At 65.3% G+C, this 18801-nt stretch carries 10 protein-coding genes; 2 read left to right on the top strand and 8 right to left on the bottom strand.

What is annotated here, in order from left to right:
- Positions 1–623: 623 nt before the first annotated feature.
- Together pssA and ilvC are read right to left on the bottom strand one after the other, a co-directional pair.
- Entirely contained in the window at positions 624–1457 is an 834-nt protein-coding gene (gene pssA, locus CVH10_RS12825; RefSeq protein ID WP_106488894.1) for a CDP-diacylglycerol--serine O-phosphatidyltransferase, read from the bottom strand.
- 129 nt (positions 1458–1586) lie between these two features.
- A complete protein-coding gene (ilvC, locus tag CVH10_RS12830) occupies positions 1587–2603 on the bottom strand; it encodes a ketol-acid reductoisomerase (RefSeq protein WP_035592846.1) in 1017 nt (338 codons plus the stop codon).
- 192 nt (positions 2604–2795) lie between these two features.
- On the opposite strand from ilvC, the gene ilvY reads away from it, so the two are divergent.
- Positions 2796–3686, top strand: a complete 891-nt coding sequence (gene ilvY, locus CVH10_RS12835; RefSeq protein ID WP_106488895.1) for an HTH-type transcriptional activator IlvY — start codon at positions 2796–2798, stop codon at positions 3684–3686.
- Positions 3687–3889: 203 nt separating this feature from the next.
- Here the strand turns inward: ilvY and ilvN are convergent, their stop codons facing one another.
- The gene (gene ilvN / locus CVH10_RS12840; protein ID WP_035592844.1) at positions 3890–4381 is read right to left on the bottom strand and encodes an acetolactate synthase small subunit; all 492 of its coding nucleotides are present in this window, start codon (positions 4379–4381) and stop codon (positions 3890–3892) included.
- On the bottom strand, positions 4381–6105 hold the full coding sequence (locus CVH10_RS12845) for an acetolactate synthase 3 large subunit (protein WP_035592843.1): 1725 nt from the start codon (positions 6103–6105) through the stop codon (positions 4381–4383). The genes ilvN and CVH10_RS12845 overlap by 1 nt, the downstream gene beginning before the upstream one ends.
- Before the next feature lie 449 nt (positions 6106–6554).
- Here CVH10_RS12845 and CVH10_RS12850 point away from each other — a divergent pair, with 449 nt between their 5' ends.
- The gene (locus CVH10_RS12850) at positions 6555–8057 is read left to right on the top strand and encodes a sugar porter family MFS transporter (RefSeq protein ID WP_369335799.1); all 1503 of its coding nucleotides are present in this window, start codon (positions 6555–6557) and stop codon (positions 8055–8057) included.
- Positions 8058–8155: 98 nt separating this feature from the next.
- Here CVH10_RS12850 and clpB read toward each other — a convergent pair whose 3' ends face one another.
- The 4 genes from clpB to CVH10_RS12870 form a co-directional block, all read right to left on the bottom strand.
- The gene (clpB, locus tag CVH10_RS12855) at positions 8156–10738 is read right to left on the bottom strand and encodes an ATP-dependent chaperone ClpB (RefSeq protein ID WP_106488896.1); all 2583 of its coding nucleotides are present in this window, start codon (positions 10736–10738) and stop codon (positions 8156–8158) included.
- A 188-nt stretch (positions 10739–10926) separates the two neighbouring features.
- Entirely contained in the window at positions 10927–11754 is an 828-nt protein-coding gene (locus CVH10_RS12860) for a hypothetical protein (protein ID WP_106488897.1), read from the bottom strand.
- A gap of 78 nt (positions 11755–11832) precedes the next feature.
- On the bottom strand, positions 11833–16767 hold the full coding sequence (locus CVH10_RS12865; RefSeq protein WP_106488898.1) for a DNA repair ATPase: 4935 nt from the start codon (positions 16765–16767) through the stop codon (positions 11833–11835).
- Between the two features lie 78 nt (positions 16768–16845).
- Positions 16846–18786: a hypothetical protein gene (locus tag CVH10_RS12870; RefSeq protein ID WP_369335800.1), complete on the bottom strand. Its 1941-nt coding sequence runs from the start codon at positions 18784–18786 to the stop codon at positions 16846–16848.
- Positions 18787–18801 lie beyond the last annotated feature (15 nt).

Consider the following 18801-nt stretch of genomic DNA (forward strand, 5'->3'; position numbering starts at 1 on the left):
TATCTAGTGACTGGTCACCGACATCCCGACAAGCGCCCACATGAATTATCTGATCGATTGTTAAAGAGCAGCTCCCGACTCTATAAAGAGCGGAGCATCTTGCGTTACCGGCCGCTTGGCCAGTGCCTGGCAAGGAAGGCGTATTCTACGTGATCGGCGCGTCGTGTCAACCGGTGATCTTCGAGCTCTCGGAAGAGCGAAGCGGATGACCGAGCGGTCGTCTTCAGCGAGTGAAGCGACATCCGATCGAGCCCTCAGCGGGCTACCGTAGCGAGTGGCGGGCATTCTACCGATTCCGCTGACCCTGTCAATCGAGCGATTTCGACAATCGCCGAAAAACCTCAAGAAAAACAAGCGCTTCTGCCACTCATCACCGCCTGCAACGTTGCCCGTCGCCGGCAGCGGATGCGTACTTTACGGATTCTCCCGGGGCAACGCAAGGACTATTTACCGAATCGTGACGAGGGGATGAACAGGGCGTGACACTCACCTGCACCTGTACCCACGAAAAGCTATCCACACCCGCCTGCCCGCTCAACCGCCTGTGGATAATTCAGGCCCGGCGCCCAGAGACAACAACGCCCGCACGAGGCGGGCGTCATGGCCGGCAAGGATAACGCGATTCAGCCCTTGGCGCCGCTCTTCATCTTGCGCAGCAGAGCACATACCGGGCCGGAAGCGACATAGGCGCCGAACAGCAGCAGCAGCATCACCGACGGCTCGATGGAGATGACCACGAAACCGAGCACGATCGCCAGCAGCACCACGAAGGGCACCGGCCCCTTGAGGTCGACGTCCTTGAAGCTGTAATAGCGAACGTTACTGACCATCAGCACGCCGGCGGCACCGACCAGGAACAGCATCAGCAGCTTGAAGCCGAAGGCATCGGCATCGAAGCTGTGGAAGGTCCAGACGCTGGCGGCGACCACTGCCGCGGCGGAGGGGCTCGGCAGGCCGATGAACCAGCGCTTGTCGACGCTGCCGATCTGCACGTTGAAGCGTGCCAGGCGCAGGGCGGCACAGGCCACATAGAGGAAGGCCACCACCCAACCGGTCTTGCCCACGTCCTGCAGGATCCAGGTGAAAGCCACGAGCCCGGGCGCCACGCCGAAGGACAGCATATCGGAGAGCGAGTCGAACTCGGCGCCGAAGGCGCTCTGGGTATTGGTCAGGCGCGCCACCCGCCCGTCCAGGCCGTCAAGCACCATGGCGATGAAGATGGCGATGGAGGCCGAGGTGAAGTCGCCGTTGATGGCAGCGACCACGGAGAAGAAACCGGAAAACAGCGCGGAGGTCGTGAACAGGTTGGGCAACAGGTAGATCCCCTTGCGACGGACCTTCTTGCCATCCTCCAGCGCCTCCTCGACCACCTCCGACTCACGCAGGAAGGTCTTGGCCAGATCATCGTCATCGTGTGGCGGGGTCTGCGACTCGCGATTGCTGGGGTCCTGACTCATGGTGTCATCCGTTGCGACTGGGGTTGGCTCCATTCTACACATAGAGCCCGGCAGGACTCATTGCCCATGAACGCAAACGAGGGCGCGGTTTCCCGCGCCCTCGCTTCGGCTGCTATCGATGGCGTCCGATCAGTTCTTGGACTTGTCGACCAGCTGGTTGGCGGCGATCCACGGCATCATGCCGCGCAGCTTCTCGCCGACCTGCTCGATCGGATGCTCGGCGTTCAGACGGCGACGCGCGGTCATCGACGGGTAGTTGGTCTCACCCTCGTTGATGAACATCTTGGCATACTCGCCGGTCTGGATGCGCTTGAGGGCGTTGCGCATGGCTTCGCGGGACTGGTCGTTGATGACCTCGCCGCCGGTGACGTACTCGCCATACTCCGCGTTGTTGGAGATGGAGTAGTTCATGTTGGCGATACCGCCCTCGTACATCAGGTCGACGATCAGCTTGAGCTCATGCAGGCACTCGAAGTAGGCCATTTCCGGGGCATAGCCTGCCTCGGTCAGGGTCTCGAAGCCGGCCTTGACCAGCTCGACCGCACCGCCGCACAGCACCGCCTGCTCGCCGAACAGGTCGGTCTCGGTCTCGTCGCGGAAGGTGGTCTCGATGATGCCGGTACGGCCGCCGCCGACGCCCGCCGCGTAGGACAGCGCGAGTTCCTTGGCGCTGCCGGTGGCGTCCTGATGGATGGCGATCAGGTCGGGGATACCGCCGCCCTTGACGAACTCGGAGCGCACGGTGTGGCCCGGGGCCTTCGGCGCGATCATGATCACGTCGAGGTCGGCGCGCGGCACAATCTGGTTGTAGTGGATGTTGAAGCCGTGAGCGAAGGCCAGGGTCGCGCCCTGCTTCAGGTTAGGCTCGATCTGCTGCTCGTAGATGGCCTTCTGGTTCTCGTCCGGCGCCAGCACCATCACCACGTCGGCGGCCCTGGAGGCCTCTTCGACGGAAGCGACCTTGAGACCGGCGGCCTCGGCCTTGGCGGCGGAGGAGGAACCTTCACGCAGCGCGACGACGACGTCGACACCGGACTCCTTCAGGTTGTTGGCGTGAGCGTGCCCCTGGGAGCCGTAACCCACGATGGCCACCTGCTTGCCCTGGATGAGGGAGAGATCGCAGTCCTTGTCGTAATAAACGCGCATGTGAGGCTCCTGAAAACGAGTATGAGAAAGAGGTGTCAGCGTTGATGGCCACCCGCGCCGTCTTGTCGCGGCGCTGGGCGTCAGGCCCCGGGTCTGCGTGCCCGGTCGATGCATCGACTCTACGCCAGGCACTTCATTGCGTAAAACGCTATATTTGCAATGTCATATCCCGAAATGTGAAATACTCAGCCCATGGACATGCGCCCCCTGAAGCACTTCCTCGCCCTGGCCGACACCCTGCACTTCGGCCGTGCCAGCGAGGCCTGCCACGTCAGTCCCTCCACCCTCTCGCGGTCGATCCGCCAGCTGGAGGAAAGCCTCGGCGTGCGCCTCTTCGAGCGCGACAACCGTCACGTGACGCTGACCCGCCAGGGCCATCAGTTCCACGACTATGCCCGGGACGCCCTGGAGGAGTGGGAACGGCTGCGCCAGTCGATGATGAGCGAGGCCCAGGCGCTGACGGGGGAAATCAGCATCTACTGCTCGGTAACCGCCAGCTACAGCTTCCTCTACGACCTGCTCAGCGAGTTCCGCACCCGCCACCCGGGCATCGAGCTCAAGTTGCACACCGGCGACCCCGCCCAGTCGATGCCACGGGTCCTGGCCGGCAACGAGGACATGGCGATCACCCTGAGGCCGCGCCGACTGCCCGAGGCCCTGGCCTTCAAGTCGCTGACCCGCTCGCCGCTGGTGTTCATCGCCCCGAGGGAGCCTCAGACATGGATCCCGGCCTCACCGGAGGCGTCCCGCCCTGAGCAGTGGCGGGACGTGCCGATGATCCTCTCGGAATCGGGGCTGTCGCGGGAGGTCAGCGACACCTGGTTCCGGGCGCTGGGCCTCAAGCCGCGCATCTACGCCCAGGTCTCGGGCCACGAGGCCATCGTCAGCATGGTCAGCCTGGGCTTCGGCGTCGGCGTGGTGCCGGGCATCGTGCTGGAGGCGAGCCCGCTGGCCGAGCGAGTCCGGGTGCTGCCGGTGAAGCCGGAGCTGCCCCACTACGACGTCGGACTGTGCGTACTCAACCGCCGGCTGAAGAGCCCGCTGATCCACGCCCTGTGGGCCGAGGTCGAGGAACACGGCTGACGCTCACCTTCCAGACACGAGAAAGCCGCCCCGGAGGGCGGCTTACTGGGCGTATTACGCGAAACCCAATTTACGTTACAAGCGAAGATAGGTCGGGCGCCGCCGGAGCGCAGCAACCGGAGTTGACTGGCTGCTCAATGAGGATTGCGACGGTTCGACGTTTCGACACCGCCGGCGGCCGAGATATCGAGCGCAGTCGTAAATTACAGCGACAGGACCTTGTCGCCGCGGGCAATCCCCGACACCCCGGTGCGCGCCACCTCGAGCAGCCCCACCGGGGACATCGCCTCGAGGAAGGCGTCCAGCTTGCTGGCGTCGCCGGTGATCTGGACGGTGTACTGGCTCGGCGTCACGTCGACGATCTGCGCGCGGAAGATGTCCACGGTGCGCTTCACCTCGTCCCGCGCCGCGCCCAGCGCCTTCACCTTGACCAGCATCAGCTCGCGCTCGATGTGGCTGCCCTCGGTCAGGTCCACCAGCTTGACCACGTCCACCAGCTTGTTGAGATGCTTGGTGATCTGCTCGATCACTCGATCGTCGCCGATGGTGGTCACGGTCAGACGCGACAGCGTCTCGTCGTCGGTGGGGGCCACGTTGAGGGTTTCGATGTTGAAGTTGCGCTGGGAAAACAGCCCCACCACGCGAGACAGGGCGCCCGGTTCGTTTTCCATCAGAATCGAGATGATATGGCGCATCAGGTCCGCTCCGTCTTGGAAAGCAGCATGTCACGCATGGAGCCCAGAGGCACCTGCATCGGATAGACGTGCTCGTGGGGGTCCACGGCGACGTCGAGGAACACCAGCTCGTCGTTGTCGGCGAAGGTCTTCTCCAACGCCGACTCGAGTTCCTCTTTCGTCTGCACCTTCAGGGCGGTGAAGCCATAGGACTCGATCAGTTTCTGGAAATCGGGCAGCGACTCCATGTAGGAATGCGCATGGCGGGACTTGTAGTTCAGGTCCTGCCACTGGCGCACCATGCCGAGCGAGGCATTGTTGAGGTTGATGATCTTCACCCCGCCACCGAACTGCTTACAGGTAGAGAGCTCCTGCATCATCATCTGGAAGCTGCCCTCACCGGTGAAGCAGACCACCTGCTCGTCGGGGAAGTTCTGCTTGATGCCCATGGCCGCCGGGAAGCCGAAGCCCATGGTGCCGAGCCCGCCGGAGGTGACGAAGCGGTTGGGCTTGTCGAACTTGTAGTACTGGGCGGCGAACATCTGGTGCTGCCCCACGTCGGTGGTCACGTAGGCCTGGCCGCGGGTCGCGCGGCACACCGCCTCGATGACTTCCTGGGGCTTGAGCACCTCGCCCTCGGCGGACGGCTCGTAGAGCTTGCCGCGGCGCTCCTCGCGCCAGCCATCGATGGTCTGCCACCACTCGGTGAGCGCCTCGGGGCTGGCGATCTCGCGGCCCTGCAGCAGGCTGATCATCTCGTTGATCACGCTGCCGGCCGGTCCCACGATCGGCACGTCGGCACGCACCGTCTTGGAGATCGAGCTCGGATCGATGTCGACGTGGACGATCTTGGCCGTGGGGCAGAACTTGGAGGTGTTGTTGGTCACCCGGTCGTCGAAGCGCGCCCCGATGGCGATGATCAGGTCGGCGTGGTGCATGGCCATGTTGGACTCGTAGGAGCCGTGCATGCCCAGCCAGCCGAGGCACTGGTCGTCGCTCTGCGGGAAGGCGCCGATGCCCATCAGGGTGGTGGTGATCGGGAAGCCGAGTCGCTTGACCAGATCGGTCAGCCCCTCGCTGGCCTCGCCGGTCACCACCCCGCCGCCGGTGTAGAAGACCGGCCGGCGCGCCTTGAGCATCAGCTCCACGGCCTTCTTGATCTGGCCGGTATGGCCCCGCGTCACCGGGTTGTAGGAGCGCAGCTTGACCTTCTTCGGATAGACGTACTCGTAGCGCTCGGTGGGGGCGGTCATGTCCTTGGGAATGTCCACCACCACCGGGCCGGGCCGCCCGGTGGACGCCAGATAGAAGGCCTTCTTGAGGACTTCCGGAATCTCGCTCGGGTGCTTGACCGAGAAGCTGTGCTTCACGATCGGCCGGGTCACGCCGACGATGTCGGTTTCCTGGAAGGCGTCGTCGCCGATCAGGTGGCTCATCACCTGGCCGCACAGCACCACCATGGGAATCGAGTCCATGTAGGCGGTGGCGATGCCGGTCACCGCGTTGGTGGCGCCGGGACCGGAGGTGACCAGCACCACGCCCGGCTTGCCGGAGGCCCGGGCATAGCCGTCGGCGGCGTGGGTCGCGGCCTGTTCGTGGCGCACCAGGATGTGCTTGACCTTGTCCTGGCGGAACAGGGCGTCATAGATGTGTAGCGCAGCGCCGCCGGGATAGCCGTAGATGTATTCGACGCCCTCGTCTTGCAGGAAGCGGGCGATCATGTCCGCGCCGGAAAGCAGTTCCACTGATGTTTCTCCCCTGGAGGTCTCGAGTGCGATCCGCGCCCTCGTCGGGCACGGGGTCGAGTGCGGCGGTATGCCGCTGCCGGTCTCGCCGGCACCTGATGCCAAACCCTGGCGTATTGAGGCCCGGTTAGGGCCAGCACTCTAATCACGGCGGATCACCGCGTCGGGGCGTTGGCCAGGCCGGGCGGTTAGCCCGGACCCGGAAGTCCTTCGGCGGGTAGAGGCCAGGCGGCCTACCCTTCGCACGGAAATCGGGGGTCGCCCGCTGGAGTCCGCGCCCGATAATCAGGAAGGGTCAAGATTCCAATAGCGTCCGAAAAGTGTCAACCGCCGCCCGCACCGGCAGGCGCCGATCGGCGCATTTCGGCGTTTCCGCGCCCCACTCTCGCCATCGTTTAAGACGAAAGTCTAAAATGACCGACTCGCGACCGTCTGGCGTTGCTGCTTTAATGACGCCAGCTGACACGATTCACCTTTCTCGAGCGCCCTTCCGTTTCCTCGTCACGCCGGCGAGGCGACGCCCGCAAGATGAATCGATTCACCCACATTCAGAACACCGCCTCACCGAGGAGACGCCCATGTCACGCATCGTGCAGTGGTCCATCACCGTGGCCCTGGCCGGCTTCCTGTTCGGCTTCGACACCGCGGTCATCTCGGGCGCCGACCAGCCCATCCAGACGCTCTGGGGGCTCAGCGACCTCCAGCACGGCCTGCTGATCATGTCCATGGCCCTGTGGGGCACCGTGATCGGCGCCATCGGCGGCAACTGGCCGACCGACCGCCTGGGCCGCCGCGCCACCCTGCTGCTGATCGGCATGCTCTACCTGGTGTCCGCGATCGGCTCGGCGCTGGCCACCGATCCCTACTGGTTCTCGCTGTTCCGCCTGCTGGGCGGCATCGGCGTCGGCATCTCCTCGGTGGCCGCCCCGACCTACATCTCCGAGATCGCCCCGGCCAAGCACCGCGGCACCCTGGTCGCGCTGTACCAGTTCAACGTGGTGTTCGGCATCCTGATGGCCTTCATCTCCAACTACGTGGTGGGTGGGCTGTTCGAGACCAACGCCTGGCGCTGGATGCTCGGCATCGAGATCGTGCCGGCGCTGCTCTACACCCTGCTGATCAGCCGGGTGCCGCGCAGCCCGCGCTGGCTGATCCTGCATCGCGGCGACACCCAGGGCGCCCGCGAGGTGCTGCTGCGCCTCGACCCCGCCGCCGACGTCGACGCCCAGATCGCCGAGATCCAGGCCGCCGAGGACAGCGAGGAGCGCGCCCACGCCGGCTTCTTCTCCGGCCGCTACCGGCTGCCGATCCTGCTGGCCTTCCTGATCGCCTTCTTCAACCAGCTCTCGGGCATCAACTTCATCATCTACTATGCCCCGCGGGTGCTCGAGGCCGCCGAGCTCGGCGCCAACACCGCCCTGCTATCCACCGCCGGCATCGGTCTGGTCAACCTGGTGTTCACCATGCTCGGCATGGCGCTGATCGATCGCCTGGGTCGGCGTACCCTGCTCTACATCGGCTCGGCCGGCTATCTGGTCTCGCTGGTGCTGATCTCGCGCGCCTTCTTCAGCGGCGAGCTCGGCGGGCTGGACGTGCCGCTGCTGCTGGGCCTGTTCATCGCCGCCCACGCCATGAGCCAGGGGGCGATCATCTGGGTGTTCATCTCCGAGGTGTTCCCCAACCACGTGCGCGCCCGCGGCCAGTCGTTCGGCAGCTCGGTGCACTGGGTGTGCGCGGCGCTGATCGCGCTGCTGATGCCGTGGGTGCTCGGCACCTTCAGCGGCGGCCCGGTGTTCGCCTTCTTCGCCGTGATGATGGCGCTGCAGCTGGTGTTCGTGATGTTCCTGATGCCGGAGACCAAGGGCGTCTCCCTCGAGGAGCTGCAGAAGCGCCTGGTGCGCGAACCGCAGGGCAAGCGCGAGGCCTCGAGCGCCGCCGCCCAGCGCGCCTGAGACGACGCAGCCTCCCCGCCGTCGAGCAGGCGGCCCGGCAAAAGAAAACCGCCCGCGCCTTTCGGCGCGGGCGGTCTCGTTTCAGGGCGTGTAACGCCTCAGCTCTGGAACACCAGGCGGTCGCCCTCGGCCTCGACGCGAATGACATCGCCCGGCGAGAACGCCCCGGCCAGCAGGTCCTGGGCCAGCGGATTCTCGAGGCGGTTCTGGATCGCCCGCTTCAGCGGCCGCGCGCCGAACACCGGATCGAAGCCGACCTCGGCCAGCTGCGCCATGGCCGCGTCGGAGACCTCGAGCGACAGGTCGTGCTCGGCCAGCCGCCCGCGCAGGCGCTCGAGCTGGATGGCGGCGATGGCCTGGATCTGCTCCTGACGCAGGGCGTGGAACACCACCACCTCGTCGATGCGGTTGATCAGCTCGGGGCGGAAGTGGGTGCCGACCACGTCCATCACCGCGGACTTCATCTGCGCGTAGCCGCTGTCGTCGCCGCCCATGCCCTGGATGATCTCGGAGCCGAGGTTGGAGGTCATCACGATCACGGTGTTGCGGAAGTCCACCGTGCGGCCCTGGCCGTCGGTCAGGCGACCGTCCTCGAGCACCTGCAGCAGGATGTTGAAGACGTCGGCGTGGGCCTTCTCGACCTCGTCGAGCAGCAGCACCGAGTAGGGCTTGCGGCGCACCGCCTCGGTCAGGTAGCCGCCCTCCTCGTAGCCGACGTAGCCGGGGGGCGCGCCGATCAGCCGGGCCACGGAGTGCTTCTCCATGAACTCGGACATGTCGATGCGCACCATGGCTTCCTCGGTGTCGAACAGGAAACCGGCCAGCGACTTGCACAGCTCGGTCTTGCCCACCCCGGTCGGGCCGAGGAACAGGAAGGAGCCGTTGGGGCGGTTCGGGTCGGCGAGCCCGGCCCGGGAGCGGCGCACGGCGTTGGCCACCGCAGTCACCGCCTCGTCCTGGCCGATGACCCGCTCGTGCAGCGCCTCCTCCATGCGCAGCAGCTTGTCGCGCTCGCCCTCGAGCATCTTGGACACCGGAATGCCGGTCCAGCGCGACACCACCTCGGCGATCTCCTCCTCGGTGACGTTGGAGCGCAGCAGCTGGTGCTTGGCGGTATCGGCCTCGGCGTCACTGGACTCGGCGATCTTCTGCTCGAGCTCGGGAATCACCCCGTACTGCAGCTCGGACATCCGCCCCAGGTCGCCCTGACGGCGCGCCTGCTCGAGGTCGATGCGGGCCCGGTCGAGCTCGTCCTTGAACTGGGCCGCGCCCTGGATGCTGGCCTTCTCGGCCTTCCAGATCTCGTCGAGATCGGCGTACTCGCGCTCGAGCTCCTCGATCTGCTCCTCGAGGCTGTCGAGGCGCTTCCTGGAGGCCTCGTCGGTCTCCTTCTTGAGGTGTTCACGCTCCATCTTGAGCTGGATCAGCCGGCGGTCGAGGCGGTCCATCTCCTCGGGCTTGGAGTCGAGCTCCATGCGGATCCGCGAGCAGGCCTCATCGATCAGGTCGATGGCCTTGTCCGGAAGCTGGCGGTCGGTGATGTAGCGGGTCGACAGCTTGGCCGCGGCGATGATGGCGCCGTCGGTGATATCGACGCCGTGGTGCACCTCGTAGCGCTCCTTGAGGCCGCGCAGGATGGCCACGGTGTCTTCCTCGCTCGGCTCGTCGACCAGCACCTTCTGGAAGCGGCGCTCCAGGGCGGCGTCCTTCTCGATGTGCTGACGGTACTCGTCGAGGGTGGTGGCGCCCACGCAGTGCAGCTCGCCGCGCGCCAGCGCCGGCTTGAGCATGTTGCCGGCGTCCATGGCGCCCTCGGCCTTGCCGGCACCGACCATGGTGTGCAGCTCGTCGATGAACAGGATGATCCGGCCCTCCTCCTGGGCCAGCTCCTTGAGCACCGCCTTGAGACGCTCCTCGAACTCGCCGCGGAACTTGGCCCCGGCCAGCAGCGCGCCCATGTCCAGCGACAGCACGCGCTTGTCCTTGAGGCCCTCGGGCACCTCGCCGTCGACGATGCGCTGGGCCAGGCCCTCGACGATGGCGGTCTTGCCGACGCCGGGCTCGCCGATCAGCACCGGGTTGTTCTTGGTCCGGCGCTGCAGCACCTGCACGGTGCGGCGGATCTCGTCGTCGCGGCCGATCACCGGGTCGAGCTTGCCGCTGGACGCCCGCTCGGTGAGGTCCAGGGTGTACTTCTCCAGCGCCTCGCGGCTCTCCTCGGCGTTGGGATCACTGACCTTCTCGCCGCCGCGCACGCTGTCGATGGCGGTCTCCAGCGCCTTGCGGCTCACACCCGCCTGGCCGAGCAGCTTGCTCACCGCATGGCGCATCTCCAGCGCGGCCAGCAGCACCAGCTCGCTGGCGATGTACTGGTCGCCGCGCTTCTGGGCCTCGCGGTCGGTGAGGTTGAACAGCTTCATCAAGTCGCGGGACGGCTGCACCTCACCGTCGAAATCGCCGACCTTGGGCAGGTCGTCGAGATGGCCGACCAGGCCGTCGCGCAGCCTGGCGGCGTCGCCGCCGGCCTTCTGCACCAGCGCCTTGACGCCAGTATCGCTGGCATCGAGCAGCGCCAGCAGCAGGTGGCCGGGCTCGAGCTGGTTATGACCGTGGCCCACGGCCAGCGACTGGGCATCGGCCACGGCGTTCTGCAGCTTGGCGGTGAACTTGTCGATTCGCATAGCGTTTCCTCCGTCGGGGTAGCGGCGCGATTCGGACGCGCCGCCTGTCCCAATGTCATGAGTCTTGACATCTTAAGTGGCGTCAGGATGGCCGGCTTTCAAGTCGGCCGCCGGAGGAAACGCCGGAGGGTTGATATGGGTCAAGCCCGCGCCCGCGAGGCGTCGGTGCCGGCCAGCATCGTGTCGATTCAGGACACCGCCCAGGCGATCAATCCGATGCCCAGCAGGATCACACCCCATCGCGCCAGTAACACGAGGACCCGCGTATCGTGGTCCACATCGCTCGATGCGGAGGCGGAGGACGTCGCCGCCTCCTCGGGAACCGACGCGTCCTGCGCCAAGGCGACGTAGTCCGGTATGGCCTCATCCCACTGATCGAACAGAGCGGCATCGCAAGGCGCCAGCTGGTCGCGAAGCACCTCTTCGCCGCCTTCGGGCTTGTGCAGCACGGCGGCACCGGCATCGTGGACGACCCACAGACCGTCGAGGTCACCGCTGATGCCATCGGGCCCCACGGAAAACCGTTCCCAGACTTGTGCCAGTCGCTTGGCATGCTTTTCCAGCGGCGTCCGGACCGGTTTGTCCGTGACCAACGAGCAGCGCACCCGCATGGCCCCCTCGTCCGGCGTCTCGACCAGCGCGGAATGCGCAAAGAACGACAGCGCAGTTTGATCGAGCATGAACTCCGAGCCGATCAGACCGATATGAGTCACGCCGTTGTAGAGACAATCCCGACACAGCTTGAACAGCGAGAAGGCATGGACCTCGAACTCGTGTGTCGCGCCTCCCGATTCGAGCATTCGCTCGACGCTGGCCCGATCGCATGCGGCTATCGCAAACGGCGTGTCCGGCTCATCGTGCTGAATGTACGGCAAGCGGCATCCGGTATCGGGGTGCACCATCACCGGCACGAAGACCTCCCTATCCCGCCAATGTCGCAACAAGCCAAGCAGGTCACCGTCTTCAAGCATCCCCGTCAGCTCATCGAAGGGGTTATCCAGTTGCTGAGATTCCAAGATATGCGTCCTTTCCCTTGAACGTTTCCTACGCCTCGCACCACCCGCATCACGCACGACCCGACATCGGGCACGGCGTTACAAGGAGGCGGGGCGCTCCAGCGCCTCGACGATCATCGACAGCTGCCGCACCACCTTGGTGCCGGTATCCTCATCCCCGCCGGCTCGCAGGCGTCGCCGGAACTCGGCGCAGATGCCTTCCCAGCGCTCTCGCTCCTCGTCGCTCAGTCTGCCGCGCAACGCCTTGAGCTTGAGTAGGTTCTCCTCGGCTCCCTGGGTCAGCAGCTGGGCCTCGCCGAGGTAGTGATCGTCGATCAACGCCTCGACTTCGGCCTCGCTCATCGCCGGCGAGAGGCCTTCGACCAGCTTGTTCATGTTCCGGTAGCTGCCCTGGAGCCGGAAGACCGGTTCCTCGCGATAGGCATCGTCCTGGGCACAGGCCTCGATGTAGGCCTGATTGATCCGCATCACGACATCGCGCACGTGATACATGCGCGTGATGAGTTCGACGATGTCCTGTCGCTCGGCGGCACTGTAGTCATGCTCGAAGTCGCTGCTCGCCACCTCCTTGCCCTGGGCGAGATCCATGAAGAGATAGACATCGCCCATGCCGTGGTTGACCAGCGGTGCGAGCAGAGGATGCGCCGCGAGACTGTTCTCGATGTACGACATGGCGAACAGCTCTTGGGTGCCGCTCAGCACATCGCCGAGATTGTAGATATCGGCGCGGTTGGCCAGCATGTCGGGCACCCTGAAGGTCTCTCCCTGCTCGGTATAGGGATTGCCCGCCATCACCACGCCGAAACGCTTGCCCCGCAGGTCGTAGGTCCGCGACTGGCCCCGCCAGACGCCATCGATGCGGCGACTGCCGTCACACAGCGAGATGAACTTCTGCAGGAACTCGGGATGGGTGTGCTGGATATCATCGAGGTAGAGCATGACGTTGTTGCCCATTTCCAGCGCCAGGTTGAGCTTCTCCAGCTCGGCCCGGGCGGTGGAATGGGGCGCCTGCTCGGGATCCAGCGCGATCACGTCATGCCCAAGGCTCGGGCAGTTGATCTTCATGAACACCAGCCCGAGACGATGCGCCACATACTCCATCAGCGTGGTCTTGCCGTAGCCGGGCGGCGAGATGAGCATCAGCATGCCCATCAGATCGCTGCGTCGGGCATCCCCCACCGTTCCCATCTGCTTGGCCAGGTTGTCGCCGATGAGCGGCAGATAGCTCTCGGTGATCAGCTGGTTGCGCACGAAGGAGGTGAGCGGCTTGGGCTGGTATTCCTCGAGTCTCAAGTGGCCACGCTGGCGCTCGAGCAGCTCGTGACGCAAGGCCTGAAGGCGCTCCCAACCCGGCACCACCTCATGATGATGCCGATGGAGACGATGCTCGAAATCGTCGAGCTGTAACTTCAGGTAGCGCTGTTCGATGCGGGGATGATCGCCCAGCAGGCCCTCGACCTCGACCGACAGTCGAACGTCCCGCTCTTCCCAGCGGATACGCTCATCGGCCTCCACGATGGCCATGGCCTCGGGCAGATAATGGCGCTCGTGGCTGGCGGCCGCCTTGTCATGCCAGGCCTCGAGCCAGCGCTGGATGGTCAGCCAGCGCTCCACCGGACGTGCCGCCAGGGCGGTTCGCAGGCGCTCGAACTCGGGCCGATGCGAATCCCTGCCGAGCGCCTCCTGGAAGGCCCTGGCCATGCGCATGCCATAGCCACTGGCCTCGAATGCCTCGCCTTCGGCGGCCAGCTGCTCGACCAGATAGCCGGCCGCCGCCTCGATGTCGGCTTCCTCCATCGCCCAGGCCTCGACCAGGGCAAACCGCGCCAGCGAGGCCCGAACCCCGGCGACCAGATCATCCTTCAGCCGGTCGGAGCCCATCGAGCGCGCGAGGATGCCCGCACTGATGCATTGGGCATGCAGCACGTCGGCCGTGAGTGCGCCCTCCGCCCCTGACCAGCTTTCCCGCTCCAGCCACCAGGCCACGGCCAGGGCACGCGCCCAGGGGCCATGACGCAATCCGCCGGCGGCCTTCCTGACGGGCTGCAGGGCGCCCAGGATCCGTGCCGCATCATGATCGTGCACGCCCTTCTCGTAGCCCTCCCGATAGCGGGACGACGCGAAGTCCGTCATCCGCTGCTGCAGGGTCTCGGTATCGGCCACGTTGAGTCCGGCGTCTCCGTGCTCGATGAGGAAGCGATAGGCCAGGTATTCCCCGCGATAGACGCTCGGCGATTCCGAGGGCAGCGTCTGCCCCCACCATGCGCGCAGCGCCTCGAGTTCGTCGGACTCGACGGGCTCCTGGAACTGGGTGCCGGTCAGATGCCACCAGAGACGCTCGTTGCGGGGCAGCATGGTCAGTTCCAGCGCCTGGCGATTGACCGTGAAGCGATGGCGCGGCCCCAGCCGGACCACCTGACCGCCGTCCTCGAACATCTCGGCCTTGTCGCGTACCCCGCGCAGCGCCGCATCCCGGATGGCGGCCAGCCGGGAATCACGGTCGTCCGCCTCCAGCCCAGCCTGCATCTCGCGCAGCCGATCGATCAGCTCGCGCGCCTTGAGCACCATGGCATCCCCGGCGAAGAAGGCCTGCAGCTCCGACTCGTCGTCGAAGCCCTCGCCCCGTCGCTCGAGCCCGCCGAGGATGCGGTCCAGCGCCTGGGTCAGGGAATCCACACGCTGCTGGCGCGCCTCCATGAGCTGAGCCCGTCGCGCGGCCACGCCCTCCTGGGCGGCCTCACGCTGCTCCAGGATCGCCTCGAGGAATCCTTCCTGCTCGCCGAACTGCCCCTCGAGTTCCTGAAGCTGGTCGAGCAGGCGCGTCATGAGGTCATCGCACTGCTCCGGCTCGGACAGCGCCGCCAGCCCGTTCGAGAGCCCCTGTTCGAACAGCCGAAGCCGTGACACGAAGCGCGCCTGGTCCTCTTGCTCCACCATCTCCTTGAGGCGCAGCTCCGCCTCGGTGCGTTGCTGGTTGGTGGTCGAGTAGACCGACGACAGGGTGTCGTTGATCTGGATCTCGCGCTCGACATCCTCGCCGCCCAGAGACGCCAGCATCGACTGGATCAGGTCCAGCCCCTCGCTGAGCTCGCGATAGCCGTCGACGGCCTTGGCGAGCTCGGGACGCGAGTCCGCCTCCTGCACCGACCGGGACAGCGCTTCCAGACTCTGCCGATAGCCCTGCAGGGCCTCGGGAGTGGACAGGAAAGCCAGAGTGCGATCGATCAGGCGGCGCTCGGCCGCTTCAGCCTCGGCGTCCATCTCCGCCAGGGCGTCACGATCCACGTAGCGGCGTTCTTCCAGGGTCCTGATGTCGCCGCGCTGACGGCGAAGATCCCGCAGGCCCTCCATGAAGGGCTCGGGATGATGCCAACTATCGGGGGTGAAGCCCCGCAACAGCGCCGACTGACGCTGCCGGCATTCTTCCACCGCCTCGGCGCTGTCGCGCTGGATCTGCTGGACCTTCTCGAACTCGTCGAGCACCCTTTCACTGCCTTCGCGCAGCTCCTTGAGCAAGGCGGGAAAGGCCGCTTGCTCCAGACCGACCTCGTCGCTCACCTCGGCGAGCCAGTAGAACTGGTCCAGCAGCCGGTCACAGTGACGGATCAGGCGCTTGAAGTGATCGTCGCTGGCATGCAGCCGATCGATCAGGCCCTGCAGGGCGTTGAGCTCGGCCACGGCACGCACCAGCTCGGGATTGCCGATACGGCTCAGCATGCTGTCGTTGGCGAAGGCCTGCTGAGCATGCACCGTTTCCGACATGAACGGCGTCCGCCAGATCTGCAGCGGATGCACCAGCGACGGCTCCTGATCGGCGCTGAACAGGGCTAGATAGCCATTATCGAACAGCGCGGCCCCGTGACCGATCAACGGGGCATCGGCCTGGCGCTTCACCAGGCTGTAACGGTAGAGCACCACCCGGCCGCTGGCTTGGCCATAGAAGGCGAACAGCATGTCCTCCCCGTTGGGCGCCCGTCGGGCCGGCAATGGCCGCAGCGACTCGTCGGGCACGTCGAACAGCTTGTGCTCGCCGTTCATCAGGCAGTAGCCGGCGGGGAAGATCAGACCATGATGGTCGGGCAGCAGGACGAAGCCATCATCCAGCGCATCGAGACGCTGCAGCCGGAGCGTCTCGCGATGGAAGACATAGTAGCGATGCCTGGCCTCGCCATAGGGCAGTACCCTGACGATCAGCAGCTCATTGAGGTCGGCGTACTCGAAGCTGGCGTCGTCCAGCGACTGGGAGTCCGACTCCACCGGATCATCGAAGATGCCTTCGCCGCTGTCGGTGTTGTTCTCGATCTTGAAGGTGATGCTGCCGCCGAGGTTATCGACGAACAGGGTGTCGGCGATATTCAGGTGAGGCGCCCGCCCCTGAACATGATCCTCGCGCCCCGCCCGTATCCAGCTCACCGCATGGCGATCCGGATAGACGAGCTGGCGCTCCCCCCGGTTATCGACGTAGCGCCCGACATTGCCCTCCGCCGTCAGCTCCCAGCGAAAGACACGACGATCATCGAGCTTCTCGCCGATCTGGAAGACCATCAGCAGCATGCCCTCCAGCACCGTCAACCGTGACAGCAGCGCATGGCTGTAATACTGCTGCAGCTCGGCGAAGTCGGTGCGGAAGCGCGGGTCATCGAGGAAACTGTCGGCAATGGCGGACTCGCCCACCGCGAAGGTCGATTCGCCATCTCCCTGATCGACTCGATAGAGGCGAAAGACGTCCTCGACTTTCAGGGCATTGCGCAGCCCGAGCTGGACATGGAAACCGAACAGCAGATGCGAACCGATCCGCACCACGTCACGGGCCACCGACTTCAGCTCGGTGCGGACCCTGCCCCGGCCCAGCACGCTCATCGTGGTACTGCCGAACTCGCGTTCACGCTGGTCGTTGAGGGCCTGGGTGGCCTGATGCAGCCTCTGGCCCTGCTGTTGCAGACGTTTCGTCAGCACCGAGAAGGTGGAGCCCTCCTCGACCAGACGTTCGAGGGTAGATTCATGTTGCGACATGGACGACGGATTCCTGACTCGGGAGGGCAATAACGGTCTGCCTCCCCCGCCCGACAGGCCGGGGGAGGCAGAGAGGGGTCACGAGGCCTGGTCGACCACCGACGGGGCGGCGGTGTCCGTCGCCATCATGCGGGTGGCGAGCTGGGAGAGTACGCCTTGCAGGGCCGGAGACTTGTCCATCACCCCCTGGACGCTCTTGCCGATGCCCAGTCCCTTGGCGAAGGTGTCGAAGATCTGGCCATCGCCGCCGACCATTTCGAACTTGGCTCCTTTCAGCGCCTCGGCCATCACCTTGCCGTTCTCGAGGATGCCTTCGCGCTGCATCTCGATGCGGCCCAGCGTGTCCTTCTCGGCCAGTTCCATCTGCATGCGGAACTGCTCGAAGTCGCGGGCCTCCTGCGACATGCCCTCGTAGGCACGCAGCTTCTCGACCAGGCCATTGGCCTCGGCACGTGCCATGGCTTCGCGCGCCTGGGCCTTGGCCACGCCCATCTTCTGCTCGCCCTCCGCCTCGGCATCGAGCCGCTGCTCCAGCACCCGCACCTCGGCCAGGCCGGCTTTTTCCTCGGACTCGGCGCTGGCGCTCCTGACCTCGGCTTCCGCCAGGCCTTCGGAACGATGGGCGCGTGCCTTGGCCTCCAGCACCTGCGCCTCGGCCAGCCCCTCGGCCGCGGCCCGCGCCTGGTGGCCACGCGCTTCCTTCTCGTCGGCTTCGGCCTTGCGCTCGGCGGCATCCGAGTCGGCCTGCGCACGTACCAGGACCTCTTCGGATTCCAGCTTGGCACGCTCATATGCCGCCTCGGCGGCCCGCAGTTCCTTGATCTTGACTTCCTCGGCCTCCGCCTCGGCCGCGGTCACGCTGGCCACCTTGAGACGCTCGGCCTCGGCACGATTCCTCACATCGTTGATGTGCTCTTCTTCCTCGGCCACCTGGCGCTCGACGGAAATGCGCTCGCTGGTGATGACCGCGATGTCCTTGCGCTCGGCCTCCAGCGATTTTTCCATGCCGATACGCTCGACCTCGACGCTGCGCTGCCGGTTGACGTCTTCCATCTCGCGGGCCTGCGCGATGCGCACGTCCTCGATCTGTACCGCACGCTCTCGGGCCTTGATCGCCATCTCGACCTGACGCTGCTTGGTTTCCTCGGCAATGGCCACGGCCTCGTCAGTCTTGATGCGTGCCGCCTCGGCCTTGGAGCGCTCCTCCTCGCGAACCTGCTCGGTCTCGGCAGATTCCCTGGCGCGGAGGGTGTCGATCTCACGCTGCTGACGCGCCTCGGCATCGGCCTGGGTACGCTCCAGCTCCAGTGCCGCTTCACGGGCAGACACGTTCTTGCGCTGGATCTCCAGCTCCTCATCACGCTCCAGACGATTGGTCTCGACGTTGTGCTGAGCCGTGATTTCGGTGATGCGACGGATCCCCTCGGAATCGAGGATATTGTGCTGATCCAGCGAGGTCTTCGGCGTCTGCTCGAGATAGTCGATGGCCACATCCTCGAGCACGTAACCATTGAGATCCTCACCGATGGTCTCGACGATCATGTCCCGGAAATGCTGGCGCTCTTCGAAAAGCTGCATGAATTCGAGCCGCTTGCCCACCGTTTTCAGGGCTTCGCTGAACTTGGCATTGAACAGCTCGTTGACGGCCACGCGATCGGACGCCCGCGTCACCCCGACCGATTTCGCCACGCGCAGCACGTCCTCTGCCGTCTCGTTGACGCGCAGATAAAAGGCCACGGTAATATCGGCTCGCAGATTGTCCTTGCAAATCAGCCCTTCGTTACCTGTACGGTTCATCTCCAGGGTGATGACCGAAACCTTCATGGTTTCGGCACGGTGAATAACCGGCAGCACCATGGCGCCGGTGAAATACACCTTGGGCACCGAGGAGAGATCATTGACGATCAGCGCCTGTCCCTGATCGATCTTGCGATAAAACGCCTTGATCAGGCACAGGACGCCAACCAGGGCAAGCAGCAACACGCCGATGGCAATGGCGACCGGCATAATCCAACTCATGTTCATCATCGGGAC

This window comes from Halomonas sp. ND22Bw, assembly GCF_003011945.1.
Lineage (GTDB): Bacteria > Pseudomonadota > Gammaproteobacteria > Pseudomonadales > Halomonadaceae > Halomonas > Halomonas halophila.